Annotated in this window: 26 protein-coding genes and 1 pseudogene; 17 read left to right on the top strand and 10 right to left on the bottom strand. The window is 69.9% G+C overall.

The genetic code is table 11. From position 1 onward, the window contains the following. Positions 1–130: 130 nt before the first annotated feature. The 9 genes from AC0VYP_RS13175 (at position 131) to AC0VYP_RS13135 (ending at position 9,583) form a co-directional block, all read left to right on the top strand. Positions 131–1,783, top strand: coding sequence for a molybdopterin-dependent oxidoreductase (locus AC0VYP_RS13175; RefSeq protein WP_285759983.1), 1,653 nt, complete (start codon positions 131–133; stop codon positions 1,781–1,783). 75 nt (positions 1,784–1,858) lie between these two features. Further along, a complete protein-coding gene (locus tag AC0VYP_RS13170) occupies positions 1,859–2,494 on the top strand; it encodes a fasciclin domain-containing protein (RefSeq protein ID WP_285759982.1) in 636 nt (211 codons plus the stop codon). A gap of 82 nt (positions 2,495–2,576) precedes the next feature. After that, positions 2,577–3,182, top strand: a complete 606-nt coding sequence (locus AC0VYP_RS13165) for a sigma-70 family RNA polymerase sigma factor (RefSeq protein WP_285759981.1) — start codon at positions 2,577–2,579, stop codon at positions 3,180–3,182. Beyond that, a complete protein-coding gene (locus AC0VYP_RS13160; RefSeq protein ID WP_285759980.1) occupies positions 3,179–3,916 on the top strand; it encodes an anti-sigma factor in 738 nt (245 codons plus the stop codon). Before AC0VYP_RS13165 ends, AC0VYP_RS13160 begins: the two co-directional genes overlap by 4 nt. 232 nt (positions 3,917–4,148) lie before the next feature. Next, complete coding sequence (locus tag AC0VYP_RS13155) at positions 4,149–5,417, top strand: NAD(P)/FAD-dependent oxidoreductase (protein ID WP_475469875.1); 1,269 nt, start codon at positions 4,149–4,151, stop codon at positions 5,415–5,417. Then, entirely contained in the window at positions 5,414–6,211 is a 798-nt protein-coding gene (locus AC0VYP_RS13150; RefSeq protein ID WP_475469874.1) for a DUF1365 domain-containing protein, read from the top strand. The genes AC0VYP_RS13155 and AC0VYP_RS13150 overlap by 4 nt, the downstream gene beginning before the upstream one ends. After that, entirely contained in the window at positions 6,208–7,452 is a 1,245-nt protein-coding gene (locus tag AC0VYP_RS13145; RefSeq protein WP_475469872.1) for a class I SAM-dependent methyltransferase, read from the top strand. Before AC0VYP_RS13150 ends, AC0VYP_RS13145 begins: the two co-directional genes overlap by 4 nt. Next, a complete protein-coding gene (locus tag AC0VYP_RS13140) occupies positions 7,452–8,765 on the top strand; it encodes an SAM-dependent methyltransferase (RefSeq protein ID WP_285759976.1) in 1,314 nt (437 codons plus the stop codon). The genes AC0VYP_RS13145 and AC0VYP_RS13140 overlap by 1 nt, the downstream gene beginning before the upstream one ends. 41 nt (positions 8,766–8,806) lie before the next feature. Further along, positions 8,807–9,583 carry a DUF1295 domain-containing protein gene (locus AC0VYP_RS13135; RefSeq protein ID WP_285760164.1) on the top strand — a complete coding sequence of 259 codons (777 nt, stop codon included), beginning with the start codon at positions 8,807–8,809 and terminating at the stop codon, positions 9,581–9,583. 244 nt (positions 9,584–9,827) lie between these two features. Here the strand turns inward: AC0VYP_RS13135 and AC0VYP_RS13130 are convergent, their stop codons facing one another. Genes AC0VYP_RS13130 through AC0VYP_RS13120 form a run of 3 tightly spaced genes read right to left on the bottom strand, consistent with a single transcriptional unit; the run spans position 9,828 to position 12,989 of the window. Beyond that, a complete protein-coding gene (locus AC0VYP_RS13130) occupies positions 9,828–11,387 on the bottom strand; it encodes a tripartite tricarboxylate transporter permease (protein ID WP_285759975.1) in 1,560 nt (519 codons plus the stop codon). Position 11,388: 1 nt separating this feature from the next. Further along, complete coding sequence (locus tag AC0VYP_RS13125; protein ID WP_285759974.1) at positions 11,389–12,000, bottom strand: tripartite tricarboxylate transporter TctB family protein; 612 nt, start codon at positions 11,998–12,000, stop codon at positions 11,389–11,391. Further along, entirely contained in the window at positions 11,997–12,989 is a 993-nt protein-coding gene (locus AC0VYP_RS13120) for a Bug family tripartite tricarboxylate transporter substrate binding protein (RefSeq protein WP_475469870.1), read from the bottom strand. Before AC0VYP_RS13120 ends, AC0VYP_RS13125 begins: the two co-directional genes overlap by 4 nt. Before the next feature lie 315 nt (positions 12,990–13,304). Between AC0VYP_RS13120 and AC0VYP_RS13115 the strand changes: the two genes are divergently transcribed. Genes AC0VYP_RS13115 through AC0VYP_RS13105 form a run of 3 tightly spaced genes read left to right on the top strand, consistent with a single transcriptional unit; the run spans position 13,305 to position 16,143 of the window. Further along, on the top strand, positions 13,305–14,099 hold the full coding sequence (locus AC0VYP_RS13115; RefSeq protein WP_285759972.1) for an IclR family transcriptional regulator: 795 nt from the start codon (positions 13,305–13,307) through the stop codon (positions 14,097–14,099). Then, a complete protein-coding gene (locus AC0VYP_RS13110) occupies positions 14,096–15,316 on the top strand; it encodes a CaiB/BaiF CoA transferase family protein (RefSeq protein ID WP_285759971.1) in 1,221 nt (406 codons plus the stop codon). Before AC0VYP_RS13115 ends, AC0VYP_RS13110 begins: the two co-directional genes overlap by 4 nt. Beyond that, a complete protein-coding gene (locus tag AC0VYP_RS13105) occupies positions 15,313–16,143 on the top strand; it encodes a citryl-CoA lyase (RefSeq protein ID WP_285759970.1) in 831 nt (276 codons plus the stop codon). The genes AC0VYP_RS13110 and AC0VYP_RS13105 overlap by 4 nt, the downstream gene beginning before the upstream one ends. 23 nt (positions 16,144–16,166) lie before the next feature. Here AC0VYP_RS13105 and rpmF read toward each other — a convergent pair whose 3' ends face one another. The 3 genes from rpmF to rpmG are packed head-to-tail and all read right to left on the bottom strand — an operon-like array spanning position 16,167 to position 16,815. Next, complete coding sequence (rpmF, locus tag AC0VYP_RS13100) at positions 16,167–16,331, bottom strand: 50S ribosomal protein L32 (RefSeq protein WP_285759969.1); 165 nt, start codon at positions 16,329–16,331, stop codon at positions 16,167–16,169. A gap of 31 nt (positions 16,332–16,362) precedes the next feature. Beyond that, positions 16,363–16,608: a type B 50S ribosomal protein L31 gene (locus tag AC0VYP_RS13095; protein ID WP_285759968.1), complete on the bottom strand. Its 246-nt coding sequence runs from the start codon at positions 16,606–16,608 to the stop codon at positions 16,363–16,365. A gap of 42 nt (positions 16,609–16,650) precedes the next feature. After that, positions 16,651–16,815, bottom strand: a complete 165-nt coding sequence (gene rpmG, locus AC0VYP_RS13090) for a 50S ribosomal protein L33 (protein ID WP_285759967.1) — start codon at positions 16,813–16,815, stop codon at positions 16,651–16,653. A gap of 200 nt (positions 16,816–17,015) precedes the next feature. On the opposite strand from rpmG, the gene AC0VYP_RS13085 reads away from it, so the two are divergent. Beyond that, a complete protein-coding gene (locus AC0VYP_RS13085) occupies positions 17,016–17,840 on the top strand; it encodes an SRPBCC family protein (RefSeq protein WP_475469867.1) in 825 nt (274 codons plus the stop codon). A 74-nt stretch (positions 17,841–17,914) separates the two neighbouring features. Here the strand turns inward: AC0VYP_RS13085 and AC0VYP_RS13080 are convergent, their stop codons facing one another. Both AC0VYP_RS13080 and AC0VYP_RS13075 read right to left on the bottom strand, forming a co-directional pair. After that, entirely contained in the window at positions 17,915–18,883 is a 969-nt protein-coding gene (locus AC0VYP_RS13080) for a nucleoside hydrolase (protein ID WP_285759965.1), read from the bottom strand. Positions 18,884–19,060: 177 nt separating this feature from the next. After that, complete coding sequence (locus AC0VYP_RS13075) at positions 19,061–20,149, bottom strand: FAD-dependent oxidoreductase (RefSeq protein WP_475469865.1); 1,089 nt, start codon at positions 20,147–20,149, stop codon at positions 19,061–19,063. A gap of 174 nt (positions 20,150–20,323) precedes the next feature. Here AC0VYP_RS13075 and AC0VYP_RS13070 point away from each other — a divergent pair, with 174 nt between their 5' ends. The 4 genes from AC0VYP_RS13070 to AC0VYP_RS13055 all read left to right on the top strand — a co-directional run bounded on the left by AC0VYP_RS13070 (position 20,324) and on the right by AC0VYP_RS13055 (position 23,724). Beyond that, a complete protein-coding gene (locus AC0VYP_RS13070; protein WP_285759963.1) occupies positions 20,324–20,803 on the top strand; it encodes a MarR family winged helix-turn-helix transcriptional regulator in 480 nt (159 codons plus the stop codon). Positions 20,804–20,823: 20 nt separating this feature from the next. Then, the gene (locus AC0VYP_RS13065) at positions 20,824–21,246 is read left to right on the top strand and encodes an organic hydroperoxide resistance protein (protein WP_285759962.1); all 423 of its coding nucleotides are present in this window, start codon (positions 20,824–20,826) and stop codon (positions 21,244–21,246) included. 561 nt (positions 21,247–21,807) lie between these two features. Further along, positions 21,808–22,536, top strand: a complete 729-nt coding sequence (locus AC0VYP_RS13060) for a TetR/AcrR family transcriptional regulator (RefSeq protein ID WP_475469863.1) — start codon at positions 21,808–21,810, stop codon at positions 22,534–22,536. Positions 22,537–22,545: 9 nt separating this feature from the next. Further along, positions 22,546–23,724, top strand: a complete 1,179-nt coding sequence (locus tag AC0VYP_RS13055; RefSeq protein ID WP_475469861.1) for an FAD-dependent oxidoreductase — start codon at positions 22,546–22,548, stop codon at positions 23,722–23,724. Between the two features lie 892 nt (positions 23,725–24,616). Here AC0VYP_RS13055 and AC0VYP_RS13050 read toward each other — a convergent pair. Together AC0VYP_RS13050 and AC0VYP_RS13045 are read right to left on the bottom strand one after the other, a co-directional pair. Further along, positions 24,617–25,279, bottom strand: a complete 663-nt coding sequence (locus tag AC0VYP_RS13050; protein WP_475474248.1) for a LysR substrate-binding domain-containing protein — start codon at positions 25,277–25,279, stop codon at positions 24,617–24,619. 60 nt (positions 25,280–25,339) lie between these two features. After that, positions 25,340–25,498, bottom strand: a pseudogene (locus AC0VYP_RS13045) (LysR family transcriptional regulator); the annotation flags it as partial. Between the last annotated feature and the right edge of the window lie 119 nt (positions 25,499–25,617).

Raw genomic sequence — 25,617 nt, 5'->3', positions numbered from 1 at the left:
CACCACCGCCGCCCACCCGCCCGACCGGCGGGTGGGCGGCGTTTTCGCTGGTCAAAAGAGTGTTTGGCGGATCTCGAAAAAAATCTCAGAATCCACCAATCCCTGTGCCCACCCACCCCGAATAACCACTGTGAGCACCAAGAGAGACACCCAGAGCACGCCTGAGGGCGTCGGCACCCCCAAGAGGGTGCTTCTCGGTGCACTCCTCGGAGTCGCCGTCACCGGGGCCGCCCTCGGGGTTGCCGAACTCGTCGCCGCCCTGGTGGGGCAGAACAGCGCGATCGTGGTCGTGGGCGACGCCGCCGTCGACTACAGCCCGGCTCCGGTCAAGGAGTTCGCGATCGCGACGTTCGGCGTCTACGACAAGATCGTGTTGATCGTCGGGATCTTCGCGGTACTCGCCCTCTTCGCCGTCGCTCTCGGTTTTCTCGCACTGCGCCGCCCGATCGTGGGTTACCTCGGCGTCGCCGCCTTCGCGGTCCTGGGGGCGCTCGCCGGTCTGGTGGGGCGCAACCCCCAGTTGCTCACTGTTCTCCCGGTCGTCGTCGGGGCCTTGGCCGCGATGGTCGTACTGGGCCTGCTGCTGCGGTTGGCCCCCCTTCCGCGGTCGCAGGGTATGGAGGCGGGCGCCGGGAAGGGGACCGAACCGGTCATCCCGGACGGTCAGGCAACGGCCGACCAGTCCTCTCCCGCGCCGCCCCTGCCCGACGCCAAACGCTCACCGACCCGACGTTTCACGCTGGCCTCGGCCGGTGTCCTCGTAGGGGCGGCGGGGACGGGTTTCGTGGGGCAGCTCATGGCGCGGTCCTCTGCGGTGGGCAGCGACAGGGCCGCCCTGAAGCTGCCCGCTCCGGCCTCCCCGCTGCCCCCGCTTCCGGCGGGGGTGGACATGAAGGTTCCCGGGCTGGCGCCGTTCAGCACGCCCAACCGGGACTTCTACCGGATCGACACCGCCCTCACCGTTCCCAGCGTGGCACCCGACACCTGGACCCTGCGCATCCACGGAATGGTGGACCGCCCCATCGAGATCGACTTCGACACCCTGCTCCGCCGCACGGTCGTCGAATCCGACATCACGCTGACGTGCGTGTCCAACACCGTCGGCGGGGACCTGGTGGGCAACTCCCGTTGGCTCGGGGTGAGCCTGCGCGACCTGCTCGCCGAGGCCGGTGTCCAGTCGGGGGCCGACCAGATCTTCAGCACCTCCCAGGACGGGTGGACGTGCGGTACGCCCACCGAGACCGTCATGGACGGCCGCGACGCGCTCCTGGCCTTCGCCATGGACGGCGAGCCGCTCCCGCTGGAACACGGTTTTCCGGTACGCATGGTGGTGCCCGGGCTCTACGGCTTCGTCAGTGCCACCAAGTGGGTCACCGACATCAAACTGACCCGCTTCGGCGACGACGAGGCGTACTGGGCCCAGCGAGGCTGGGCGGTCAAGGCGCCGATCAAGACCATGTCGCGCATCGACGTCCCCGGCTCTCTCGAACGCCTTCCCGCCGGCAACGTCGCGGTCGCCGGAGTCGCCTGGGCCCAGCACACGGGCATCGAGGCGGTCGAGGTCCGGGCCGACGAGGGGGAGTGGAGCGAGGCGGAACTCGCCGAGGTCCCCGGCATCGACACCTGGCGTCAGTGGATCTGGGAGTGGGAGGCCGAACCCGGTCGCCACACCCTCCAGGTCCGGGCCACCGACGCCAGCGGTTACACACAGACCTCCGAACGCGCCGATCCGATCCCCAACGGGGCATCGGGGTGGCATTCGGTACAGGTCATGGTCGAGTGACCTGACCCGAGAAACAGGCTGCTGACGCGGCCTTTGCATCCACAGTTAGTCACACAAAGTAAAGGATTGACCACAATGAGCACTCGTAGCATCTTCGTCGCTTCCGCTGCCGCCGCCCTCGCCCTTGGCCTCACCGCCTGCGGCGGTGGCACGATGGACGAAGGCGACGACGCCGCCCAGGCCACCCCCGACGCCACCCAGTCCTCCCCTGCGGAGACCGGCGGCACCTCCATGGCGTCGGGCGAGTTCGGTCCGGCCTGTGCCGACGTCCCCGCCGACGGCCCGGGCAGCTTCGAGGGCATGGCCCAGGACCCGGTGGCCACCGCCGCCTCCAACAACCCCGAGCTGTCCACGCTGGTCACCGCGGTGGGCGAGGCCGACCTGGGCGACACCCTGAACGGCGCCGAGGACATCACCGTCTTCGCGCCGGCCAACGCCGCCTTCGAGGCCATCCCCAAGGAGGACCTGGACGCGCTCCTGGCCGACAAGGAGAAGCTGACCGAGGTTCTGACCTACCATGTCGTCGAGGGCCGTCAGACCCCCGCCGACCTGGAGAAGGGCGACTTCACCTCCCTTGAGGGCAAGAAGGTCACCACCGAGGGCTCCGGCGAGGACTACACCGTGAACGGCGACGCCAAGGTCGTGTGCGGTAACGTCCAGACCTCGAACGCCACCGTCTACATCATCGACAAGGTCCTGATGCCGAGCTAGTCCTCGCGCATCGCTGACTGACCCCGGGCGGGCCCTGCGGCCCGCCCGGGTCCGCCCGGTCCCCCCGTGTGAAAAGAGAACGATGAACCAGGAGTCCCCACAGAGGTGGCCCGGGCCGGGGCCGGCGGAAGCTGCACCCCAGGCGCCCGATCTCGTCGAGCTCCTCAGCCGAGTCGCCCGCGGTGACGAGCGCGCCTTCGAGGCCGTCTACGACCAGGTCACCCCGCAGGTCTACGGGCTGGTGCGCAGGGTCTTGCGCGATCCGGCCCAGTCCGAGGAGGTCGCCCAGGAGGTACTGGTCGAGGTGTGGCGCACCGCGTGCCGCTACGACCCGCACCGGGGCAGCCCTTCGGCGTGGATCATGACGCTGGCGCACCGCCGCGCCGTTGACCGCGTCCGATCCGAGCAGGCGTCCACCGACCGCGAGGCGCGTGCGGCCGCGGCCGAGGCCACCCTCCCCTACGACGAGGTCGAAGAGGAGGCCACCGATCGGTTGGAGCGCGAACGCGTGCGCCGATGTCTGGACACGTTGACCGACATCCAGCGCCAGTCGGTCAAACTCGCTTATTACGGCGGCTACACCTATCGTGATGTGGCCCATCTTCTTTCGGTGCCGCTGGGCACCATCAAGACTCGGATGCGCGACGGACTCATCCGGTTGCGCGACTGCCTGGGGGTGGAGTGGTGAGCAGAAAGCTCCGCCAGGATCTGCACACGCTGGCCGGCGCCTACGCGCTCAACGCGTTGGGCGGCGACGAGCTGCATCGCTTCGAGGGGCACCTCCTCCAGTGCGAATCCTGCGTTCAAGAAGTCCGCGGTCTCAGTGAGACCACCGCCCTGCTGGGCGCAGCCGCAGCTCTGACGCCGCCGCCCGCCATGCGGGAGCGAGTGCTCTCGGAGGTCTCGCGCACGCGGCAGTTGGCACCGGCGCCGATCCAGCTTTCCTCGCCGGCCGGGGGGTGGGGCCGACGATGGTCCTTCTTGGCGCTCGCCGCCTGTCTGGTGCTGGCCCTGGCCCTTGGGGGAGTGGCCGTCAACCAGCAGATCCAACTCGACCAGGCCCGCCAGCACGATCAGGCGATCGCCCAGGTGCTGGCGGCCTCCGACGCCACCTATGTCTCCGGCGACGCCGGCGACGGGGTCCACGCCACCGTTGTCGCCTCCGAGAGCGCGGGGGGTCTGGTCTTCACCGCCAGCGGACTCGCTCCGCTGGAGGGCAAGGACTACCAGCTGTGGCTGGCCGACCCCGACGGCGCCATGCGTTCCGGCGGTGTCGTCCCGATCGGTTCCGACGGCATTCCGCAGCCGTTGCTCGCCTCCGGTCTGGACGAGGCGAACGGGGTGGCCGTGACCATCGAGCCGGAGGGCGGCTCGGATCAGCCCACCAGCTCGCCGATCATGGCGATGGACTTCGAGGGCTGATCGACCGCACGCGTTGCGCGGGGCCGGGGAGAAGGAGAACTCTCCCCGGCCCCGCATGTTTTTCCGCCGCCGATGCGTCGTGAACGAATCTACGACGTAAAGGTGCAGGTGTGCTCCGAATCGGTCGGTCAGCAAAACACTTTCCGTGAAAAATTTTGCAAAAAAGACCAATCCGTGCCCCAGCCTGCCCCGAATCATCCGTTGAGAGCACACGGATCTTCGAGGGAGCGCGATGACGCAGAGGCGAGTGGCGGTCGTGGGAAGCGGCGTGGCGGGGCTCAGCGCCGCCTATGTCCTCCAGAGGTCCGGCGTCGAGGTCACCCTGTTCGAGGCCGACAACCGGCCCGGCGGCCACGCCCACACGCACGAAGTGGCGGAGCCCGACGGGCGCCTCGTTCCCGTTGACTCCGGTTTCATCGTGCACAACAACGCCACCTACCCGCTGTTGACCCGACTGTTTCGCGAGCTCGGCGTCACCACACGCGACACCGAGATGAGCCTGTCGGTGACCTGTGCGGGATGCGGACTGGTCTACGCCGGAGCGCGTGGCCTGCGCGGTCTGCTGCCCAACCCCCAGATCATCACCCGCCCCGGTTACCTGCGCATGCTCGCCGAGATCCCGCGTTTCCACCGCGCGGCCCGCGCCCTGCTCGCTGCCGAGGACACCTCGGCCGGCCCCACGCTCGGCGCGTTCGTCCGCGACCGCGGCCACTCCGACTACTTCGTCGCGCACTTCCTGCTGCCGTTGGTCTCCGCGGTGTGGTCCTGCCCGACCGGGACCGCCCTGGACTACCCGGCCCGCTATCTCTTCTCCTTCCTGGCCAACCACGGGATGCTCTCCGTCTTCGGCTCCCCGCAGTGGCGCACCGTCGAGGGAGGCTCCCGGGAGTACGTCGAACGCGTGGTCAAAGAGCTCACCTCTGTTCGGCTCGGCACCCACGTGCATGCCGTCGAACGTCCGGGAGACGGCGGAGTGCTCCTGCGCACCGAACGCGGGCAGGACGCTTTCGACGGAGCCGTCATCGCCACCCACGCCGACCAGGCACTGCGGATGCGGCCCGACGCCACGGATGCCGAGCGCAGCGTGCTGGGTGCCTTCGACTACTCCCGCAACCGCACCGTCCTGCACACCGACGCCACCCGACTCCCCGCCCAGAGCCACCTGCGGGCCTCCTGGAACCACCGCCTGTCCTCGTGCGCACCCGACGGCGCACACACCCAGGTCAGCTACCACATGAACCGTCTACAGAGTCTCGACGCCCAGCGCGATTACGTGGTCAGCCTCAACGCCGGCGACACCGTCAACCCCGACTCCGTCATCGCCGAGATGACCTACGAGCACCCCGTCTACACGCCGGAGTCGGTTGCCGCCCAGCGTCTCCTGCCCGACCTCAACGACGGCGTCCTTGCCTACGCCGGCGCCCACCACGGCTGGGGCTTCCACGAGGACGGCTGCCGATCCGGTGTCGAGGCAGCCGCCGCGCTGGGAGCGCAGTGGTGACCACCGACCACGCCCCGCGCCGCCCCCTGGCCCCGGGCGCCGCACTCTACGAGGCGACCGTCCGCCACGTGCGCACCGAACCCGTGGCCAACTCCTTCGACTACGGCGGTTACTACTGGCTGGTCGATCTCGACCATCCGCCGCGGCTGCCGTTCGGCCTGCGCTGGCTCGCGCGGTTCGACGCCCGGGACCACGGCACCGTACCGGCCGCCGACCTGCGCACCGACATCGACTCCTACCTGTACGACCAAGGCGTGGACCTCACCGGGGGACGGGTCGTGATGCTGTGCCACGCCCGGGTACTGGGCCACGTGTTCAACCCGCTCACCGTCTACTGGTGCTACCAGGCCGACGGCGCGCTCTGTCGAGTGGTCGCCGAGGTGCACAACACCTACGGCCAGCGTCACCGCTACCTGCTCCAGGTGGACGACCAGGGGCGGGCCGACGTCGCCAAGACGTTCTACGTGTCGCCCTTCAACCCGGTCAACGGCCACTACCGCCTCAGCCTGCCCGAACCGGGCGATCGCCTGGCCCTGACCATCACCCTGCACCGCCCCGGTACGGCCCCCTTCACCGCCAGCGTGCGGGGCAGGCGCCGCGCCGCGACGCTGCCCGCCCTCCTCGCCCTGGCGCTGCGCCATCCGGTGACCCCCCTCGTCGGGGCGGCGCGCATTCGCATCCAGGGCATCAAGCTCTTCCTCCGCGGCCTTCCGATCATGCCGAGGCCGCCCTCAGGGGTAGCGACCCCAGACGATCAACAGCGTGCGGAAAAGCAAGGAACTAGACGATCATGACCCTCATCCAGCCCCCACCGAGCATCGATGCCAAGCGTTGGCCCGACGTCGCCCACGCTCCCACGGCCGTGGTGCGCGCCCCCATCGCGCGCGCACTCGTCGTCCGGGCGCTGTCGCGGCTGCCGATCCGAGTGGAGTGCCCCGACCCCGCGATGCGCGGCGCGGGAGACGCCGCAGCACCGGTGTTGCGACTGCACGACCCCGACGCGTTCTGCCGCCGGCTCTCCGTCAACGGTCTCATCGGTTTCGGCGAGTCCTACATGGCAGGGGAGTGGGACGCCTCCGACCTCCCGGCGCTGCTCCAGGTGTTCGCCGCCTCCTACTTCGACCTGATCCCACGGCCGCTACAGAAGCTGCGCACCCTGGCGATGCCGCTCCAGCCCCGCTCGGAGCGCAACACCAAGAAGGGCGCGCGCAGCAATATTCACCGCCACTACGACCTCTCCAACGAGCTGTTCTCCCGGTTCCTGGACGAGACGATGACCTATTCCTCGGCCCTGTTCCAGGGAGCCGCCACCCAGGAGTCCCTGCCCGGTGCCCAGCACCGCAAGATCGACCGGCTGCTGGACCTGACCTCGGTGGGCGCGGGCACCGAGCTGCTGGAGATCGGTACCGGCTGGGGAGAACTGGCCATCCGAGCCGCTCAACGCGGCGCCCGGGTGCGCTCGGTGACACTGTCGTCACAACAGCGCGACCTCGCCCTGCAGCGTGCCCGACGTGCCGGCGTGGCCGACCGGGTGGAGGTCGAACTGTGCGACTACCGCGACGTACGCGGCAGCTACGACGCGGTAGTCAGCGTGGAGATGATCGAGGCAGTGGGGGAGCGGTACTGGCCGGTCTACTTCACCACCCTGGACCGTTTGACCCGTCCGGGCGGCCGGGTCGGCCTCCAGGCGATCACGATGGGCCACGAGGCGATGCGTGCGTCGCGCACCAGTTACACGTGGATCCACAAGTACATCTTCCCCGGCGGACTGATCCCCTCGGTGCGTGCCATCGAGGAGCAGACCGCCGCCCGCACCGCGCTGCGCATGGTCAACCGGCACGCCTTCGGCATCGACTACGCCGAGACGCTGCGCCTGTGGCGCGAGCGTTTCAGTGCCGGCGCCGACGACATCCAGGAACTCGGTTTCGACCCGGTGTTCCAGCGCATGTGGGAGTTCTACCTCGCCTATTCCGAGGCCGGATTCAGATCCGGTCTCATCGACGTCGAACAGCTGATCCTGGAGCGTGGCCGCTAATGACACCGCATGCACCGATTCGTCCCGAGGGCACAGGCCCGCGAGGCGTCGCGCACTTCATCGAGCCGCTGGCGCGCGCCTACTTCAACGGGGTGCTGCCGGTGAGACTGCGCGCCTGGGACGGCAGCGAGGCCGGCCCCGCCGACGCGCCCGTCCTCGTGCTGCGCGACCGCGCGGCCCTGCGCCGCGTCATCGCCTCACCCGGTGAACTGGGCTTCGCCCGCGCCTACATCAGCGGTGACCTCGATGTCGAGGGCGACCTCGCCGACGGTTTCCGCCGGCTGTGGGCCAGCGTCCGCGAACACGGCACCCGACGCCTCACCCCCCTTGAGGCGGCGTCGGCAGTCCGGGTCGCCCTCGCGGTCGGCGCGGTGGGAACCCCGCCGCCGGTTCCGGTGTCGGAAGCACGCCTGTCGGGCGGGGTCAACACCCCCGACCGCGACGCCGCGGCCATCTCCCACCACTACGACCTCTCCAACGACCTGTACGCGCTGTTCATGGACGACTCCATGGCCTACTCCTGCGCCTACTGGACCAGCGACGACCCGGGGTACACCCTGGCCGACGCCCAGAACGACAAGCTCGACCTGGTCTGCCGCAAGCTGGGCCTGGGCCCGGGAACCCACCTGCTCGACGTGGGCTGCGGTTGGGGTTCGCTGACCCTGCGCGCAGCCGAGCACTGGGGAGCCCGGGTGACGGCGGTGACGCTGTCGGCGGAGCAGTTGGAGCACGTGCGCAAGCAGGTCGCCCAGCGCGGACTCACCGACCTCGTCGAGGTCCGCCGCCAGGACTACCGCGACATCGACGACGGGCCCTTCGACGCGGTCTCGGCCATCGAGATGGGCGAGCACGTGGGCAAGCGCAACTACCCCGTGTTCGCCCAACGGCTGTACGCGCTGGTGCGTCCGCAGGGTCGCGTCCTGGTGCAGCAGATGTCGCGACGGCGCGGCGACTACCCCGGCGGTGGCCCCTTCATCGAGAGCTACATCGCCCCCGACATGCACATGCGTCCCTTGGGGGAGACGGTGGCGCTCATCGAGGAGGCCGGCCTGGAGGTGCGCGACGTCCACGGGTTGCGCGAGCACTACGTACGCACCGTGGACGCATGGTACGCGACCTTCGAGGAACGCTACGCGGAGGTCGTGGCGCTGGTCGGCGAGGAGATGGCGCGAGTGTGGCGCCTCTACCTCGTGGGGGGCGGCCTGGCCTTCGAGGAGAACCGCATGGGCGTGGACCAGATCCTGGCGGTACGTCCCACCGGGGACGGCCGCAGCGGCCTGCCGGCCCTGCGTGACTTCACCCCGGTCCGGTGACCCCCGTGGACTTCGACTGGGCGGCCCTGGGCGTCAACTTCATGGTCAGCGTCGTCGCGGTGGCCGCTGTGCTGGTGGCGACGTTCGCCGTGGCCATGCGGGTGGGGCGGCACAGCGTCATCGACGTCGCATGGGGCATCGGATTCGCGGTGGTGGCCCTGGCCACGGCGCTGTTGTCCATCGGACAGGGTGACGCGGCCCGCACCTGGCTCGTGTGCGCCCTGACGGTCGTGTGGGGGCTGCGCCTGGCCCTGCACATCGGCCGCCGCTCCGCGGGAAAGGGCGAGGACCCGCGCTACGCCAGACTGCTCTCCAAAGCGCCGGGGAACCGCACCGCCTACGCGGTGCGCTCCATCTATCTGCTCCAGGGCGCCATCCTGCTGGCGATCTCCATGCCCGTGCAGGTAGCGGGCTACAGCCAGCGTCCGTTGGGCCTTCTGGCGCTGGTGGGCGTCACGGTGTGGGCGATCGGGCTGCTCTTCGAGGCCGTGGGCGACGCCCAACTGGCGCGTTTCAAGGCCGACCCCCGCAACAAGGGCGCGATCATGGACCGCGGTCTGTGGTCGTGGACACGTCACCCCAACTACTTCGGCGACGCCTGCGTGTGGTGGGGAATCTTCCTGGTGGCGGCCGAGGCGTGGCCCGGCGTTCTCACGATCTACGCCCCTGTCGTCATGACCCTGTTGCTCACCAAGGGGTCGGGCCAGCGAATCCTGGAAGCGCACATGCGCGATCGGCCCGGCTGGGCCGACTACGCGCGCCGGACCAGCGGGTTCTTCCCGCTCCCGCCGAAGAAGGCGGGAACGGCGCGCCGTTGAACCGCGGTCGGTCGGACCAGGGGGCCGGCCGACCGCTCGGCGGTTCTCCTCCCGCGCAACCGGTGGGAGGGGAGAGCGGTGGTGCACGTGCCGTGCACCACCGCGTAGAGCGGGCCCGTTCCCCCCGCTTCAACAGGGAGAACGGGCCCTGCCCGGCCTCCGCACCGGGACGGTTCGGTAAGCGGGGCCGGGCGCCCTTTGCCGGAGAGACCGAGGGGGTTCTCCGGCAAAGGGTCCGGGATGGTCAGCGGGGGACGGTGCCTGAGGGGGCCGTCTCCTCCTTGCGGGCGCGGGTCCGCGACCGGGCCCTGGCCACTCCGACGAACGCCACGGCCAGCAGGATCACCGTGTAGATGCCCAACGTGATCGGTCCCGCGAAGAGCACCCCCACGTCTCCCTGGCCCACGGCCAGGGCGCGGCGCAACTCGGTCTCCGCGAGGGGGCCCAGGATCACCGCGATGAGGACGGGGGCCACCGGGATCTCGTAGCGGCGCATCATGAAGCCCAGCAGGCCCAAGAGGATGAGCAACCACAGATCGGCCATGGAGTAGGCGGCCGCGTACACGCCGAGGACCGCGAAGACGGTGATCCCGGCGTAGAGGTAGCGCTTGGGGATCAACAGCAGCTTGGCCCACAACGGCGCGAAGGGCAGGTTCAGCACCAGCAGCATCACGCTGCCGATGAAGAGGCTGGCCAGGAGCGCCCAGACCAGGTCGCCGTTACGTTCGAACAGCAGTGGTCCGGGCTGCATCCCGTACTGCTGGAAGGCCGCCAGCATGATCGCGGCCGTGGCGGAGGTGGGCAGGCCCAACCCCAGCAGGGTGCCCATGGCCGTTCCGGCCGTTGCACTGGCCGCTGACTCGGGGGCGGCGACGCCCTCGATGGCGCCCTCGCCGAACTCGTCGGGGCCCTTGCCCCGGCGGGCCCGCATCTTCGCCAGTTTGCGCTCGCTGCCGTAGGCCAGGAACGTCGGGATCTCCGAGCCTCCGGCGGGGATGGCGCCGAAGGGCAGGCCGAAGCCGAGGCCGCGCAGCCACGCGGGCAGTGCGCGGCGCAGGTCCGCGAGGCTCAGCCACGGGGTTCCCGTGCCGCGCAGGACCTCCCTGGACTGGTCGGTGGAACGGTGGATGCGCGAGGCCACGTGCAGGACCTCGCCCAGCGCCAGCAGGCCCACGGTGACGGTGACGATGCTGACGCCCTCGTACAACGAGGGCACGCCCAAGGTGAACCGGGCGGCGCCGCTTTGGGTGTCGATGCCCACCATGGCCACGGTCAGACCGATGGACAGCGCGATCAGTCCGCGCACCATCGACTGCGACACCACCGCCGAGGTCGCCAGGAACGCGAACACGGCGAGCGCGAAGTACTCGGCGGGCCCGAAGCGCAGTGCGATGTCGATGATCACGCCGGAGAAGAACGCCACGATCGCGGTGGACGTCACGGCGCCGATGAAGGCCCCGATGGCGGAGGTGGCCAGTGCCTGGGAGGCGCGGCCCTTCAACGCCATCTTGTGTCCCTCGATCGCGGTGGCGATCGCTGAACTGTTGCCGGGGGTGTTCATCAGGATCGACGTGGTGGAGTCGCCGAACAGGCCGCCGTAGTAGACGGCGGTGAACATGATGAACGCGCCGGTGGGGTCGAGTTTGAAGGTGACCGGCAGCAGCAGGGCCACGGCCATTGCCGAGCCGAGGCCGGGCAGCACGCCCACGGCGGTGCCCAGGGTGACGCCGATGAGTGCCCACAGCAGGTTGGCCGGGGTCAGCGCGGCGGCGAAGCCGCCCATGAGTAGGTCGAGGGTGGCCATGTTAGAGGATGCCTCCCAGGATTCCGGCGGGCAGGTTCAGGCCCAGTCCGGCGACGAAGGCGAGTTGGATGACGGAGGAGAAGACCAGGGCGAGGGTGGCGTCGAAAAGGATCCGCCGCCCGCCGAAGGCGTAGGTCACGCCGAAGAAGAGCACCGCCCCCGACAGCAGCCAGCCCACGGGTTGCAGTGCCAGGGTGAACAGCACCAGGGTGCCCAGGACGATGCCGATGGTCGCCCAGTCGCTGTGGGTGGCGTGGGGACGGGATTCCTCGTGGTGGCCGTCGATGATGGCGCCCACGGCCCCGGTCTGCTCCTGGGCCAGTTCCTCGGCGCTGCGGGGCCCGTCGGTGTCGGGGGTCGCCGGGCGGCGAACCACCTGCACGATCAGTGCGATGCCCGCGACCAGCATCAAAACGGTGACCAGGGTCGGGAAGAACTGCGGTCCCGGGGAGGAGGTGTTGTCCGGGACGCGCATCGACAGTGTCTGCACGCCCACGAAGGCGCCGATGCCGATGGTCAGCAGACCGACGAAGATCTCGCTGCGCCCGCGCCACCAGTCGGTGCGGGCGCCCGGTACAGGCGGGGTGGCGCCGGGAGTGGTGTGGGTGGTCATGACAGTCCAAGGTCTTCGGTGATGGCGGTGATACGGGTGATCTCGGTTCCGAGGAACTCCTCGAACTCCGGACCCGACTGGAAGGTGTTGACCCAGCGGTTGCGCTCCAGGGTGTCCTGCCACTCCGGAGTGGCCACCATGTCGGTGACGATCGCGGTCAGCTCGGCGCGCTCGGCTTCGGTGATCCCGGGCGGGGCCATGAAGCCGCGCCAGTTGGGCAGGACGGCGTCGATCCCCTGCTCGGCCAGGGTGGGGTGCTCGGTCAGTCCGGGCACGCGGTCCTCGGCCGAGACGCCCAGGACGCGGATATTGCCCGCCTCGACCTGGTCGCGGAACTCGTTGTAGCCGGAGACGCCGACGTCGATGTTGTGCGACAGCAGAGAGGTCAGTGCCTGACCGCCGCCGGCGTAAGGGATGTAGTTGACGCTTTGGGGGTCGATTCCCTGATCCTTGGCCACCAGCGCTGCCAGCAGGTGGTCGGTGCCTCCCAGGGATCCGCCGCCCACCGACACGGCTCCGGCGTCCGCGCGCCATGCCTCGACCAGGTCGCCCATGTCCTCCAGCGGAGAATCCGCCGGCACCACGAACACCTCGTAGTCGTCGGCGACGCGGGCGATGGGGGTGACGTCCTCCAGGGTCTGGGCGGAATCGTTGACGACGATGCCGCCGATCATCACGGTCCCGGTGGTCATCAGGCTGGTGGCGTCACCCGCGCGGCGTACGGTCTGGGCCAGGCCGATGGTGCCTCCCGCACCGGGGATGTTGACGACCTGGGTGTTGGCGACGAGGTCGTTGACGCGTAGCGCGTTTTGGGTCTCGCGCCCCACGAGGTCCCAGCCGCCGCCGGGGTCGGCGGGAACGACGATGTTGAGCCGTTGGCGGGCCTCGGCTGCGCCGTCGTCGGACAGGCCGGCGTTGACCGCCGCTGCCGCCACGACCGCGACCGCGGCCAGGGCTCCTGCTGAGCGGAGTATCCGCTGTTTGCCCATCAGGTCACTGCTTCCCGATCACTTGGTCCACTGTATGGACCAAGGGGTCCGTTAAATGGCTTGGAACATGATGCGGGTCACATCGGGGACTGTCAATGCGATTGCTCGCGACTTTTGCCGTTTTGTCGCTGACTTGCGCGATGGTATGGCGGTTTCGCCCTCGTCAAATTGTGGTGAACAGTGCGACGGCCGCAAGGAAGGCCGCTGGTGGAGGGTGGCTTCCTTGATGGCGGTGCGGTCGGTTACGCTGAACGGAATAGTCCATCAAATGGAATTAATGGTCCACCTGACGGACCGCACTATGGAGGGGTGCCGATGGCTGACACCGAACCCGACGGCAGCGTGCGCAGCGTCCTGCGCGCACTGGACCTGCTCGCGCTCTTCGACGAGGAGCACCAGCGCCGGTCCATCCGCGAGCTCACCACGCTCAGCGGGTTGGCCAAGACCACGGTCCTGCGTCTGGTGGGCACCTTGGAGCAGCGCGGCCTGCTGTGGGCGCGCCCCGACGGGCAGATCGGGGTCGGCCCCGGCCTGCTGCGCTGGTCCCGCCTGGCCCAGGCCGCCTGGCAGCTTCCCGAGGCCGTGCGCACCGTCATGCGCGGCCTCGTCGCCGAAACCGCCGAGACCGTCAACCTCTACGTCCGCAGTGACGCGGTGCGACTGTGCGTGGCCCAGCAGGACGGCCCGCAGAAACTGCGCCACGTGGTCAACGTCGGGGACGAGATGGTGCTGTGGGGCGGGGCGGCCAGCAAGGTGCTGCTCGCCCAGGCCGACGACGCCCTGCTGCTGCGGGTCGCCGCCCTCTCCCCGCACGGCCCCGGCCACGCGCGGACCCTGCGCGCCGACGTGGAGCGGGCCGCGCGGGAGGGCCACGCCGTCAGCCACGGTGAACGCGAGACCGGCGCCTCCGGCGTCGCGGCTCCCGTGCTCGCTCCCGGCGGTGGTTCGGTCGTGGCGGCACTGGCGGTGGGCGGACCCACCGCGCGCTTCACCCCCGAAGCCGTCCAGGGGTTCACCACGGCCGTCACCCGTGCCGCGGCCCGCATTTCCGAGATCGGCCTGGACCCCGCCGGCGGAGACGGCCCCACCACCGGGGCGGGGGCGCTGTGAGCACCGACACCCCCGAGGAGGCCCTGCTCGCCGGAGTGCGCGTCCTGGACCTCACCAACGTGCTGGCCGGCCCCTACGCCGGCTACCAGTTGGCGCTCATGGGAGCCGACGTGGTCAAGGTCGAGGTCCCGGGTTCGGGCGACCTCGCCCGCCAACTCGGCGGCTCCCCCCAACTCAACGCCGACCTCGTCGGGGCGTCCTTCCTGGCCCAGAACGCCGGCAAGCGCTCACTCACCCTCGACCTCAAGCACGAACGCGGCAAGGAGGTCATGGAACGCCTGGTGGCAGGGGCGGACGTGCTGCTGGAGAACTTCCGCCCCGGCGTTCTGGCGCGGCTCGGTTTCGGCTGGGACCGGCTGCGCGCGATCAACCCCGGCCTCGTCTACTGCGCGGTCTCGGGCTTCGGCTCCGCGGGGCCCATGCGGCAGCGACCCGCCTACGACCAGATCATCCAGGGCCTCTCCGGAATGATGGGAGCCACCGGCACCCCCGACACCGGTGCCCTGCGTGCGGGTTTCCCGGTCGCCGACGTCATGGGCGGGCTGGCCGCGGCCTTTGCCATCAGCACCGCACTGGTGCGCCGCGAACGCACCGGTGCGGGGGCCTTCCTGGACGTCTCCATGCTGGAGACCGCGATCACCGCTATGGGCTGGGGGGTGTCCAACTACCTCACCACCGGTGCCGAGCCGGCGCGCATCGGCAACGAGAACGCCACCGCCGCCCCTTCGGGGACCTTCGCCACCGGTGAGGGCGACCTCAACATCGCCGCCAACAAACAGGAGCAGTTCGTGGCCCTGTGCGCGGTGGCCGACTGCCCCGAACTGGCCACCGACCGCCGTTTCGCCGCTCGGGAGGACCGCAAGCGCAACCGGGAGCAGTTGCGGACGGAACTGGAGAAGTTCCTGGTCCGTCGCTCGGCTCTGGAGTGGGAGGAGTTGTTGGCCGCCGCGGGCGTCCCCGCCGCGCGGGTGCTGGGGGTCGCCGACGCCCTGGACCTGGACCAGGTGACCTACCGCGGACTGGTCCACGAGATGGACTTCCCCGGCGCCCCCGACCGCCGACTGCGGGTCCTGGGCAACGGAGTGCACGTGGACGGCAGAGGCCCCGTCCCGGCCCGCCGTCCGCCGCTGCTGGGCGAGCACACCGACGAACTGCTGAGCGAGCTCGGATGGGACGACGCCGCGATCCGCGAACTGAGAGAGGACGGTGCGACATGAGCGCTGCCGCAGACACCCCCATGACCCGGGGCGAGGTCGGCGACTGGTGGGCGACCGGGGTGACCCGCATCGCCCCCGGGGAGATCGAACTGCGGGGTTACCCCGTGCAGGACCTCATCGGGCGTGCCACGTTCGTGGACACCGTCTGGTTGATGCTGCGCGGGGAGTTTCCCGATCCCGCCCGCTCCCGTCTGCTGGAGGCGGCACTCATGGCCGCGGTGGACCACGGCCCCCAGGCCCCCTCGATCGCGGCCGCGCGTATGGCGGCCACCTGTGGTGTGGGCCTCAACAACGCCGTCGCCACGGGGGTCAACCTGCTCGGTGACGTGCACGGGGGAGCGGGGCAGCAGTGCATGGAGCTGCTGGCGGACCTGCGCGCCAGGCACGACGAGGGAGCGGCGCTGGACGACGCGGCCGGCGCGATCGTGGCCGAGCACCGCGGGCAGGGACGCTACGTTCCCGGGTTCGGGCACCGTTTCCACCCGCGTGACCCGCGCCGTGATCCGCTGCTGGACCTCGTGGAGAAGGCCGTGGCGGAAGGGGTGGTCGAGGGACGGTCCCTGGAGGCCGCGCTGGCGCTGGAGGCGGCACTGGCCCGGGGGCGCACGCGTCCGGTGCCGATGAACATCGACGCCGCCACGGCCGTCATCTACGCCGAGCTCGGGTTCGCCCCCGAGCTCGGCCGAGGGTTGTTCGTCCTGTCCCGCTCGGTGGGGATTCTGGCCCACGCATGGGAGGAGCGCCAGAGCGGGGCGCGTATCAAGGGGCCGCTGCCCCGTTCGGTGCTGGCCGGCTACACCGGTCCCGCTTCGCGCACCCTGCCCTGAACACCCGGTCGCGCCGGGCTCCCCTAGAGGCTCAGGAGTCCGGCGCGATAGGCGGGAACCAGGTTGAAGGGCACGCGCCCGGTTCGTCCGCCCACGGTGATCTCCACCAGGTGCGGGGCATGCGCCGTCCACTGGGAACGGCGTTTGCGGGTGTTGGAGCGCGACATCTTGCGTTTGGGAACGGCCATGGGTGGTCCTTCGTCGGATCGGGGTCGATGGTCAGGAGCGGCTGTAGCGCTGCTTGAAGCGCTCGACACGGCCGGCGGTGTCCACCACCCGGCCCTTGCCCGTGTAGAACGGGTGGCTGGCCGAGGAGATCTCGACGTCGATGACGGGATAGGTGGTGCCGTCCTCCCACTCGACGGTGTTCTGACTCGTGGCCGTGGAGCGGGTCAGGAAGGCGAGGCCGCCGACCCGGTCACGGAAGACGACGGGGCGGTAGTCGGGGTGGATTCCGGTTCGCATGGTGATTGTCTCCAAGAGGTCGGTGCGTGGGGTGGTCGGTGCTCAGCGCTCTTCGCGGAAGTCCACGTGCGCGCGCACCACCGGGTCGTACTTGCGCAGCACCATCCGGTCGGGGGTGGTGCGCCGGTTCTTGCGGGTGACATAGGTGAAGCCGGTGTTTGCAGTGGACTTCAGCCTGATGACCGGGCGGGTGTCGTTTCTGGCCATGGAGTGCCTTCCTGGGGTCGCGGGCTCCGTGCGGGCCCGTGATCAGTACAAGCAAATGGTAACGGTTTTCATTCCCGATTGGTGACGGGTCTTCCCCCCGACCGATGTGACCAATTCCGCGCATACGCGACGCCCGTCGCGGTTAGGGTGCCAGCAGCGCCTGCCGCGCCGTTCGAGCAGGAAACCGAGGGGAACGACCAATGTCAACCGTTCACCAACCTGTCCGCGCGTCGATTCGCATCGACGCGCCTCCCGCCACCGTCTATGCCGCGCTCACCGACGCCGACGCCATGCGCCGCTGGTTCGCCGAGTACGCCGACATCGCCCCCGACCAGGGGCGCTACGCCTTCTGGGGGCGCTACACCCCCGGTCCGGCCCGTCCGGCCCAGCGCCTGGTGCACGTCAACCCGGGCCGGCTGCTGCGACTGGACTGGGAGCTGTCCGGGACGACCACCCGTGTGGAGATCGCCCTGGAGGGAACCGGCACCGGACCTACCGACGTCCGCGTCACCCACGAGCCGGCCCCGGCGGGAAGCGCCCTGACCCGTTTTTGGACCCTGGCATTGGGGGTGCTCGCCGAACACACCGAGGGGCGGGTGCTGTCGCCCCGCTACGACCTCACCCCCGTCACCGACGGGGTCGCCCGGGCCCGCATCCCCATCAAGGCCGACCGTGACGCGGTCTTCGCCTGCCTCACCGACCCGCGGTCCGTCGCGAAGTGGGCCGGAGAGGCCGCCTCGGTCCAGGCGGAAGTGGGCGGACACTACGACCTCGGCTGGGGGCCCGGCCCGGGGCGAATCCGCGTGCTGGAGCGCGGACGCGAACTCGCCCACACCTGGCCCCGCTCCGACGCCCTGGTGCGGTGGCGCCTGTTCGACTCCGGTCACTGCACGCGCCTGGAGCTGACCCACGGCCCCTTCGACGACACCACCCTGGCCGCTGCGCTCCAGGGGGACTGGCAGCGTTCACTGCGTGCGCTGCGCCGCGTGGGGGAGAGCCGCGGTGGCCGGCCGGCCACCGTCTGATCCGTCTCGGAAACGGGCGACGCCCCGCCCCGGAACTTCTCCGGTCGGCGGGGCGTGATCCGTATCGCTCCTGGTCAGTCCGCGCAGGAGAAGGGGCGCTGCGGGGTGGTGGGGGTGGCCAAGAGGGTGCGCAGGTAGCCGTAGAAGCCTTCGGAGTCGATCTCCTCGATCACGGTGGCATTGGCGTCGAGGCCGTGCACCCCCCACGACATCGCCGAATAGCCGCGGGTCAGCTCGCCTGAGGTCTCCACGTCCACGTGGTAACCGGCACTGCGCCGCACCAGCTCCGGGTGCAGCAGCAGCGCCGCCGTCAAGGAGTCGGGGTGTGTGGTTCCGTCGATGCCGACACTGCGGTCGAACTCCAGGGTCGCGGCGCACACCCTGGTGAAGAAGTCCGACAACGGGGTGCCCAGATCCGCGATCGCGGCAAGGCGCTCGTCGCCGAAGACGGCCTGGCGCAACGTGAGCGGGTCCCACGGCACGACCACCACCTCGAAGCCGGCCGCGAACACCGCCTTGGCGGCCTCGGGGTCCACGTAGAAGTTGAACTCCGCGGCCGCGGTGATGTTGCCCCGCCCGTTGTTGGAGCCGCCCATCACGTAGAGCGTCTTGACGTTGGCGGCGAAGCCGGGATCCTTGAGCTGCGCGGCGGCGATGTTGGTCAGCGGGCCGATCGCCACGATCGACAACTCCCCGGGCGACTGCGCGGCCATGCGCACCAGCGCGTCCACGGCGTGCTCGTCCTGAGGGGCGAGACCGGTGACGTCCATGTCCAGGCCGCCCGCACCGTCGCCGTGCACGTTCTCCGCGCTCTCCCACGGCCGCATCATCGGCCGGCGCGACCCCAGGTACACCGGGACCTCCCCCAGCCGCCCGGCCGCGTTGAGGGTCAGCCACGCGTTGTGCACCTGCCGGTCGAAGCCCACGTTGCCGGCGACCATGGTGATCGCCCGGAGGTCGGCCAGCGGGTCCAGCAGTCCCACCAGCAGGGCGACGCAGTCGTCCTGGGCGGTGTCGGTGTCGATGACGAGCGGAACGGTCATGGGCCTCTCCTGCACAGGTGCGATGCCGATCGGGCGAACCCCCTACCGGCGGCGATCGCCGGTTCCGGGATGCGCACCACCACGCCAACGCGGCCGGTTGCACCAGGGGCGCCGCCTGGAACGGGACGCTATCACTGAAGAGCAGCAAAAACGGTATCGATGGGAGCAAACGGGCATTCAGTGTGCACGTGCATCCTGACGTCCCGCTGCCACCTCCCGGGCAGCCACGGCGGCGGCCCGGTGTGCGCTGATCATGCTGGCGGAGGGCCCGTACCCCACCAGGTGAACCCGGGGGTCCACCGCGGTGCGCGGCCCCTTCATCGCGATCCCGCCCAGCTCCGAGCGCAGCCGTAGCGGAGCCAGATGGCCAAGGGCCGGCCGGAACCCGGTGGCCCACACCAGCACGTCGGCACGCTCGGTGGAACCGTCGGCCCAGGCAACGCCCTCGGGCGTGATCCGCTCGAACATCGGCCGGGCGGTCAGCACCCCGCGCTGGGCGGCCCGTTCCACCGCCGGTGTCATGGTCAACCCCGTGTAGCTGACCACGCTGCGCAGCGGCTTGCCCTGGGCCACGCGCGCGGCCACCGCGTCGGTGACCGCCACGAGGTCGGCCTCGGTCAGCCCTTTGTCCCGGAACTCCGGTGGTCGGCGAGTCACCCATACGGTCGTTGCGACGGTGGCGATCTCGGCAAGGATCTGCAGGGCGGAATGCCCTCCGCCCACCACGATCACCCGCAGCCCGGCGAACTCCTCGGGGGAGTCGTAGCCGGCGGCGTGCAGCTGGCGTCCGCCGAAGGTGGCCGCTCCGTTGACCGAGGGAAAGAAGGGGCGGTCCCACGTGCCGGTCGCGTTGACCACGGCGCGGGCCCGCCAGGTGCCGGTGTCGGTCTCCACCAGGAGCGGACCGGTCCGCTCGTGCTTCCCTCCGGGGTCGGCGTCGGTGACCCGGCGAACCACGACCGGGCGCCGCACCGGCAAGCCGAAATGCTTTTCGTAGCGGGCGAAGTAGGCGGCGACCTCGGGCCCACTGGGCGGGGCCTCGCTCAAGCGCTCCCACTTCAGTCCGGGCAGCCGGGTGTAGGCGGGGGGAGAGATGAGCCGGACCGAGCGCCACACGTGCTGCCACGCCCCACCGGGTTGCGGTCCGCGGTCCACGATGACGAAGTCGCTCTCCGGACGCAGCCCCCGTTTGGTCAGGTAGTAGCCGGTGGCCAGTCCGGCCTGGCCACCGCCCAGGACGATCGTGTCCACCTCGTGCACCGGCATGGTCGCGTTGCCCCGTCTGTTCGTCGTGTCGCGCCGCTCCCGTGCGGCGGTCCTGCCCGATTGTCAACAACGCGTGTGGCTCCGGACTGTTCCCGATGGGGGGCGAATACAATAAGTTGTGCACAACCTGGTTGTGTGTAATGCGAAAGTAGCCGTGAGAGGGGGTCGGCCGCCATGGTCGGATCGGACGCAACCGCCAACCTGTCGTTGGACAGCCAACTCTGCTTCTCCATCTACAGCGCCTCCCGGGCGCTGACCGGTGTCTACCGCGAACTCCTCGACGAGCTCGACCTCACCTATCCCCAGTACCTGGTCATGCTGGTGCTGTGGGAACACGACGCGCTGTCGGTGAAGGAGCTCGGAGCTTCGTTGCGACTGGACTCGGGAACCCTGTCGCCGCTCCTGCGGCGGCTGGAGCTCCGCGGCCTGGTCCGTCGTTCGCGTACCGACAACGACGAGCGGATCGTGCGCGTCGCGCTCACCGAGGACGGCATCGAGGCGCGTCGCCGCGCCGAAGAAGTACCGCAGCGTGTGCTGTGCTCGACCGGCCTGTCGATGGAGCAGGTGAGGCTCCTGAAGCCGCTGCTGGACCAGCTCACCGAATCGGTCGTCTCTGCCGGCCGCGACGCCACGCGAACCCAGACCGTTTCATGATCACGAGGAAAGGGCGCACCATGAAGACTCTCTACACCGCTAAGGGCACCGCCGAGGGCGACGGCCGTACCGGTACCGGCAGCACCGACGACGGCCGCCTCGAGGTAGAGCTCTCGGTTCCCAAGGGGATGGGTGGTGACGACGGCCCGGGGACCAACCCCGAGCAGTTGTTCGCCGTGGGCTACGCCGCCTGTTTCCACGGCGCGCTCAAGGGGGTCGCGCGCAAGGAGAAGGAGTCCGTCGAGGGGTCCTCCGTCACCGCCGAGGTGAGCCTGGGCACCGGTGGCGACGGCTTCGGCCTGGAGGTCCTGCTCGACGTCACGATCCCGGGCGCCGATCAGGCCACCGCGGCCGACCTGGTGGAGAAGGCGCACCAGATGTGTCCCTACTCCAGGGCCACCCGCGACAACATCGACGTCACCCTCAGGGTCAACGGCATCTAGGTCCGTCCCGGCCCCGGCCTCCCGGATCAGGGCGGCACCAGACGGCGGGCGTTGGCGCTGGTCCCTGACTGCCCCTGGCCTGGTCGGGCTCCGAAGCCGGCCGGGCCAAGGGCAAGGAGCAACGGAGGACCTGGTCTGCCTGCTCGGCGAGGGGTGGGAGGGACGGGCGCTCATCATTGCGGCCACCGTCCTGGCCCACGCGGAAGCGGAGAGGAAACCTGCCGCGATCACCGCCGCACCGGCCCAGGAGCAGGTGCGGTCCGGCCGGCGACCCCTATGGCGGCTGCGCAAAGAGGGGCGTTCGCGTGACCTTCTTCTTGATCTACGCCGTAAACCTGGCACTTTCGTTGATTCCGACGCTATCGAACAGGTACGGATAAGCCACGACTCCGCCTGGCGGACGCGGTTTCCATGGCTTCGACCGGGCGGCCCCGGGGGGCAGCGGTCCACGCTGCGCCGCCGGGCCCGACCGGCTCTGCCCCTGGCCGAGTACCCCTTCCCCTGCAAGGCGATTGCCTGAATGAACTTGTTCGTAACGAACTTGTTCGTTAATTTGTGGGTATGGAGAAGCAACCACGTAGTCAACGCACCAGGCCGGCCAAGCCGGCCCTCTCGCGCAAGTGGATCATCGCGGAGACCGTCAAGATCATGCGGACCGAAGGCCTGGAGAAGGCGACGATGCGCCGAGTCGCCCAGGCCCTCGACACCGGCCCGGCCTCCCTGTACGTGTACGTCGCCAACACCGCCGAGCTGCACGCGGCGGTCCTGGACGAGCTCATCGGATCACTGCCCCAGGACGGCCCGGGGGATTGGCAGGAGCGCATCCACACTCTCCTGGGCGCCTACAGCGACCTCCTGTTCCGGTATCCGGGGCTGGCGCGCTCCGCCCTGGCCCTGCGCCCCGCCGGTCCCCACACGATCCGCCTGTTCGACCGCGTTCTCGGACTCCTCATCGACGGCGACGTGCCGGCCGACCGTGCGGCATGGGGAACGGACCTGCTCCTACAGCAGGTCACCGCGACCGCCGCCGAACACGGCGACCCCGGCTCGGACGACATCGACGCACCGGTCGGCGGCGACGAGGCCAAGACGCACGCCCTCGAACGGGCGGTGCGCACCGCGGTCCCCGCCACAGCGCCCCATGTCGCCGCCCATGCCGACGCCGTGCTCGCGGGCCCGCCATCGGCACGCTCCACCTGGGCGATCCACGTACTGCTCACCGGCATCGCGGCCACACCGATCCCTCGGCAACCGCGAACGAATCCGGCTCCGCTCGCAGACCTCGGCTAGGGGACGACCATGACCACGCACCATCCCATCGCCATCCTGGGCGCCGGACTCGGCGGCCTGACGGCCGCCCGCGTCCTGCACGTCAAGGGCATCGAAGCCGCCGTGTTCGACCTGGAAGCCGGCCGGGACGCCCGTTCCCAGGGCGGAATGCTCGACATCCACGACACCAGCGGCCAGAAAGCCGTTCGATCCGCCGAGCTCTGGGACGCGTTCGCCGACATCATCCGCCACGGCGGGGAGGCCATGCGCATCCTCGACCACACCGGCGCCGTCCTACGCGAAGAAGCCGACGACGGACGCCTGAAGCGACCAGAGGTCAACCGCGGACAGCTGCGCGACATGTTCCTGGACGCCCTGCCCCAGAGCATCGTCCGCTGGGGCCACAAGGCCACCGCCGCCCGCCCCCTGCCAGGCGGGAACGGCCGGCACGAGGTCATCTTCGCCAATGGACACACCATCACCACCGACCTGCTCATCGGCGCGGACGGTGCCTGGTCGAAGGTCCGGCCGCTGGTCACCGACGCCTGGCCCGCCTACACCGGGATCTCGTTCGTCGAAGCCGACCTGTTCGACGCGGACGACAGGCACCCCGAGCAAGCGGCTGTCATAGGCGAAGGGATGCTGTTCGCGTTCCGTGGGACCACCGGCTTCCTCGGTCACAAGGAATCTGACGGAAGCCTGCACACCTACCTGGGCTTCCGCGTTCCCGAGGAGTGGCTCGACACCATCGACTTCACCGACACCCCGGCCGCACGCAAGGCCGTCCTCGACCGGCTCGGCGGATGGGACGAGGGGCTGCGGGGCCTCGTCGAGCACGCCGACGCCCCGCTCATCCCCCGGCGTATCCACGCCCTGCCTCCCGGGATCAGCTGGGCGCGCGTCCCCGGCGTGACACTACTGGGCGACGCCGCCCACCTGATGTCACCGTTCGCCGGCGAAGGCGCGAACCTGGCCATGTACGACGGGTCCCTGCTCGCTCTGGCCATCGCCGCCCGTCCCGGTGACACCGAAGCGGCGCTGGCCAGCTACGAGGCCGACCTGTTCCCGCGCTCGGGGGCCTCGGCCCACGAGTCTGCGCAGAGCCTGGAGATGCTCTTCAATGAGGAGTCGCCGAAGGGGCTCCTCGAGATGTTCGAGCAGATCGACACGCAGATCGCGGCCGCCGAACAAGCACCGCCGACCGCGTGACCGATCTGTCGTAGGCGGCCCCGGGTTCGGCCACGAACTTGTGTCCGATGCTGCGCGCTTCGGCTGCCGGCAGGGCGCTCACACCGGCCTCGAATTCCTCCAGGGCGGGGAGCAGTGGGCGCGGCCGATCTGGTCTTCGGATCCTGTGGTAATCCTCCTCACCCCTGTCCCTCTCGCGGCGGCCTCATCATGGCGGCCACCGTCCTGGCCCACGCATGGGCGGCGAGGAAACCGGCCGCGATCACCGCCGCGCCCGGCCCCGCGCCGGCCGGGGAGTAGGCCCAGGAGCGGGTGCGGTCCGGCCTGCGGGCCCTGTGGCGGCTGCGCGAAGAGGGGCTGCTCACCGAAGAGGAGTTTCAGACGAAGAAAACCCGGTTCCTGGACGGCGTCTAGCATCGAGAAGAGGGGCGTTCGCTTGACGTTCTTCTTAATCTACGTTGTAAACCTGTCGCTTTCGCTGATGCCACCCCGACCAAACGGACACGGCCTAATTCTCCCGAAGTTACGGCGAGCCGTAAGGTAACCGCTGAGTAACTTCGAGGGCGGTCAGATCCCCGGAGGGATACCTGCGTTCATCGCGTGGAGGCAGTGGCCGTCCAGCTCAACGGACGCCCACGCAAAACGCTCGGCTGGGATACCCCAGCCGAGCGCCTCGCTAAGCTGCTCGCGACGAGCAACTGACCTTCGGTGTTGCAACGACCCCTAGGATCCGCCGACGCGCGAGGTGCAGCCCTGCCCGCACATGCCTTGATCGGGCGCGGCCCGCTCGGCGTCGTCCGGTTCAGCGGCGCGTAGGACGTCCCTGGAGGAGCCCCCGATCTTGTCGGACGCTGTAGCGGCAGCCCAGGCACGGGCCATGGTCGCTTGCGTATGCGGGCGGAGCTGCCGCTGATCATGGGGTGCGGATCGGTCCTGCAGGGTGGGTTCCGGTGAGCAGGGCTTCGGCATGCTTGCGGAAATCGGTGACCAGACGGCTGCGGTCGCCGGTGCGCGTGGCGAGTACGACCTGGCTCGGTTCGACCCCGTGCAACGGGACGGTGGTGAGGCTGGGATGCAGGCCGGTCGCGTGGTCGAGGGGAGGCCCGATGGCCACGGCCTGCCCGGCGGCGATGAGTTCGTGTTTGTCCTCGAGGGCTTCGACCAGGGGGCCGTCGGGCGCGGGCCGCCCGTCGGGCCGGGGATCGAGCCGCCAGTAGGCGTTGAGTAACGGGTCGGACTGGCGTACGCGGGGGATCGGCTCGTCGGCGATGTCGCCGAGGGTTACCGACTCCTTGCCGGCCAGACGGTGGTCCCGGGACACGACCAGCACGCGCGGTTCGTCGTAGAGGACGGTGACGCGCAGCCGATCGGTGGGGAACGGCAGACGCGTCACCACCGCGTCAACGCGGTGCTCCAGCAGTGCGCCGCGCGAGTCATTCCAGGCGAGCAGGCGGGTGTGGACCTCGGCATTGGGGTTGCGGCCCCGCAGGGCCCGCACGGCCGCAGTGATGGCCAGCCCCTTGGTGTAGCCGATGGTGATGCTGCTGGGCCGGGCCGAGGCCCGGGTGCGGGCCATCGCCTCGACCGCGGCGCGCAGCAACCCCTGGGCCTGGGGCAGGAAAACCTCGCCGGCCTCGCTGAGCCGGGTGCCGCGCGTTGTGCGGTCGAGCAGGCGGACGCCCACTTGCTGTTCGAGGCGGCGGATCTGTCAACTCAGCGACGGCTGGGTGGTGTGCAGCGCTTCGGCGGCACGGCCGAAGTGCTGGTACTCGGCGATCACCGTGAAGCACTGCACCAGCCGGAGGTCGAGGTCCACGGGTGCGGGGAAGAGTTCGGACACAACCTCACTTTAGCTGGCCTTATACGCGGCTTGTATTACGTGTGTCGGAACAATCATTGGACTGCGGCCTCGTC

The organism is Nocardiopsis sp. iso_186, assembly GCF_056173365.1.
The sequence above is the reverse complement of the archived record's forward strand: the minus strand, read 5'-3'. Positions and strand labels throughout refer to the sequence as shown.

Excerpts from the sequence above, each read along its gene's own strand:
- AC0VYP_RS13165 (WP_285759981.1), top strand. The coding sequence starts at position 2,577 with ATGAACCAGGAGTCCCCACAGAGGTGGCCCGGGCCGGGGCCGGCGGAA.
- AC0VYP_RS13115 (WP_285759972.1), top strand. The coding sequence starts at position 13,305 with ATGGCTGACACCGAACCCGACGGCAGCGTGCGCAGCGTCCTGCGCGCA.
- AC0VYP_RS13095 (WP_285759968.1), bottom strand. The coding sequence starts at position 16,608 with ATGCGAACCGGAATCCACCCCGACTACCGCCCCGTCGTCTTCCGTGAC.
- AC0VYP_RS13070 (WP_285759963.1), top strand. The coding sequence starts at position 20,324 with ATGGTCGGATCGGACGCAACCGCCAACCTGTCGTTGGACAGCCAACTC.
- AC0VYP_RS13085 (WP_475469867.1), top strand. The coding sequence starts at position 17,016 with ATGTCAACCGTTCACCAACCTGTCCGCGCGTCGATTCGCATCGACGCG.
- AC0VYP_RS13060 (WP_475469863.1), top strand. The coding sequence starts at position 21,808 with ATGGAGAAGCAACCACGTAGTCAACGCACCAGGCCGGCCAAGCCGGCC.
- AC0VYP_RS13170 (WP_285759982.1), top strand. The coding sequence starts at position 1,859 with ATGAGCACTCGTAGCATCTTCGTCGCTTCCGCTGCCGCCGCCCTCGCC.
- AC0VYP_RS13080 (WP_285759965.1), bottom strand. The coding sequence starts at position 18,883 with ATGACCGTTCCGCTCGTCATCGACACCGACACCGCCCAGGACGACTGC.
- AC0VYP_RS13125 (WP_285759974.1), bottom strand. The coding sequence starts at position 12,000 with ATGACCACCCACACCACTCCCGGCGCCACCCCGCCTGTACCGGGCGCC.
- AC0VYP_RS13105 (WP_285759970.1), top strand. The coding sequence starts at position 15,313 with ATGAGCGCTGCCGCAGACACCCCCATGACCCGGGGCGAGGTCGGCGAC.
- rpmG (WP_285759967.1), bottom strand. The coding sequence starts at position 16,815 with ATGGCCAGAAACGACACCCGCCCGGTCATCAGGCTGAAGTCCACTGCA.
- AC0VYP_RS13055 (WP_475469861.1), top strand. The coding sequence starts at position 22,546 with ATGACCACGCACCATCCCATCGCCATCCTGGGCGCCGGACTCGGCGGC.
- AC0VYP_RS13120 (WP_475469870.1), bottom strand. The coding sequence starts at position 12,989 with ATGGGCAAACAGCGGATACTCCGCTCAGCAGGAGCCCTGGCCGCGGTC.
- AC0VYP_RS13050 (WP_475474248.1), bottom strand. The coding sequence starts at position 25,279 with ATGGCCCGCACCCGGGCCTCGGCCCGGCCCAGCAGCATCACCATCGGC.
- rpmF (WP_285759969.1), bottom strand. The coding sequence starts at position 16,331 with ATGGCCGTTCCCAAACGCAAGATGTCGCGCTCCAACACCCGCAAACGC.
- AC0VYP_RS13145 (WP_475469872.1), top strand. The coding sequence starts at position 6,208 with ATGACCCTCATCCAGCCCCCACCGAGCATCGATGCCAAGCGTTGGCCC.
- AC0VYP_RS13135 (WP_285760164.1), top strand. The coding sequence starts at position 8,807 with ATGGTCAGCGTCGTCGCGGTGGCCGCTGTGCTGGTGGCGACGTTCGCC.
- AC0VYP_RS13140 (WP_285759976.1), top strand. The coding sequence starts at position 7,452 with ATGACACCGCATGCACCGATTCGTCCCGAGGGCACAGGCCCGCGAGGC.
- AC0VYP_RS13065 (WP_285759962.1), top strand. The coding sequence starts at position 20,824 with ATGAAGACTCTCTACACCGCTAAGGGCACCGCCGAGGGCGACGGCCGT.
- AC0VYP_RS13130 (WP_285759975.1), bottom strand. The coding sequence starts at position 11,387 with ATGGCCACCCTCGACCTACTCATGGGCGGCTTCGCCGCCGCGCTGACC.
- AC0VYP_RS13155 (WP_475469875.1), top strand. The coding sequence starts at position 4,149 with ATGACGCAGAGGCGAGTGGCGGTCGTGGGAAGCGGCGTGGCGGGGCTC.
- AC0VYP_RS13075 (WP_475469865.1), bottom strand. The coding sequence starts at position 20,149 with ATGCCGGTGCACGAGGTGGACACGATCGTCCTGGGCGGTGGCCAGGCC.